Origin of the sequence: Pantoea sp. Pa-EAmG, assembly GCF_030024295.1 — a bacterium.
Classification (GTDB): Bacteria; Pseudomonadota; Gammaproteobacteria; order Enterobacterales; family Enterobacteriaceae; genus Pantoea; species Pantoea dispersa.
Genome location: NZ_JASEWO010000364.1, coordinates 1 through 1,110, shown reverse-complemented (window position 1 = coordinate 1,110; position 1,110 = coordinate 1). Strand labels below are relative to the sequence as shown.

General features: G+C 52.3%; 2 protein-coding genes. Both read left to right on the top strand.

The window, feature by feature from the left end:
* Positions 1 to 599: 599 nt before the first annotated feature.
* The gene (locus QMM04_RS22655; protein ID WP_282997125.1) at positions 600 to 1,010 is read left to right on the top strand and encodes a hypothetical protein; all 411 of its coding nucleotides are present in this window, start codon (positions 600 to 602) and stop codon (positions 1,008 to 1,010) included.
* The coding region (locus QMM04_RS22650; RefSeq protein ID WP_282997126.1) for an ogr/Delta-like zinc finger family protein at positions 1,007 to 1,110 on the top strand (104 nt) is incomplete at its 3' end. The genes QMM04_RS22655 and QMM04_RS22650, both read left to right, overlap by 4 nt.

Below are 1,110 nucleotides of genomic sequence, written 5' to 3'. Positions count from 1 at the left end.
AACGTTGAATAACGCTTGCCAGAAAAAACTTATTACTGAGCGAATGTGAACACTGGTGAATACTAAGTGAAGACTAAATCTCAAAGTGTTCACTGTCTTAGTTGCTGTATTTATTGTCTTTTTTATCTCAGTGAATACCAGTGAACAGTTATATAAGAAACATAATATCTCAAGAGGCTATCTCGCACCGGTTGTGCTCTTGTCTGCTCATCGACAGGCGGAAAGCAATGAAATGCGCTGTCCTGTGGTACACGACAGAATGGCCTCATCCTTTACAGACGATGAGAGACCACCATGACCACCCCGGAACAGAAACCCGCTTCACTGGAATGCTTCGAGAAAGCCCGCACTGAACATACCGAAAGAATGAAAGCCTACAACGGCATCTGCGCCGATATCGTCCGCTGTGAAAGAGAGCAGCAGACGGCATCCAGGCAGGGAAAGAAGCCGAAAGCAACTGGCGCACGCGCTTCCGTAACCTGCGAGGCAATCTCACTGACGAGCTGCGCGCCGAACATTCTCAGCGCATCGCTAGCCGGGAACTGGCCGACGAGTTCGGCGGACTGCTCAAAGAACTGGCGCTGGATAAGCAGGAGGCGATGCTGAAGTGCTGCGGTAGTGGAAAAGAGTACGTTGAATCACACCGGAAGGCGTTTACTGGATTCGCAGATGTACACTGGCAGTCGGCCCTGCGTAACGTGAGTCCGTCGCTACTGTGGGCCATTAAGCTGCGTCTCCGTCGTGAAGAGCTTTCACCGACATTTGCCGGTGAAGACCGTGACCGGATTAATGACGTAGCTTATCTGGTTGGTGAAGCACTGACGCGGGCGGCTGCGGCCCTGCCGGACAGTGTGCTGATAGAGGCACCACTGCTGAAGAATATCGGCCTGCACCGCCCGGCCCTGACGGGTATTGATATGGAGCTTTATACTAGCCCTCTGCGCCGTCAGAAGCTGGCTGAATCAATCCGCGCGCAGCGTACAAAACTTCAGGAGGGCAGCCAGAAATGATGCACTGTCCTTACTGCAAAAGTGCGGCACATACCAAGTCGAGCCGCTATATGTCCGAACAGGTGAAAGAGCGTTATCACCAGTGCACTAACCTGGACTG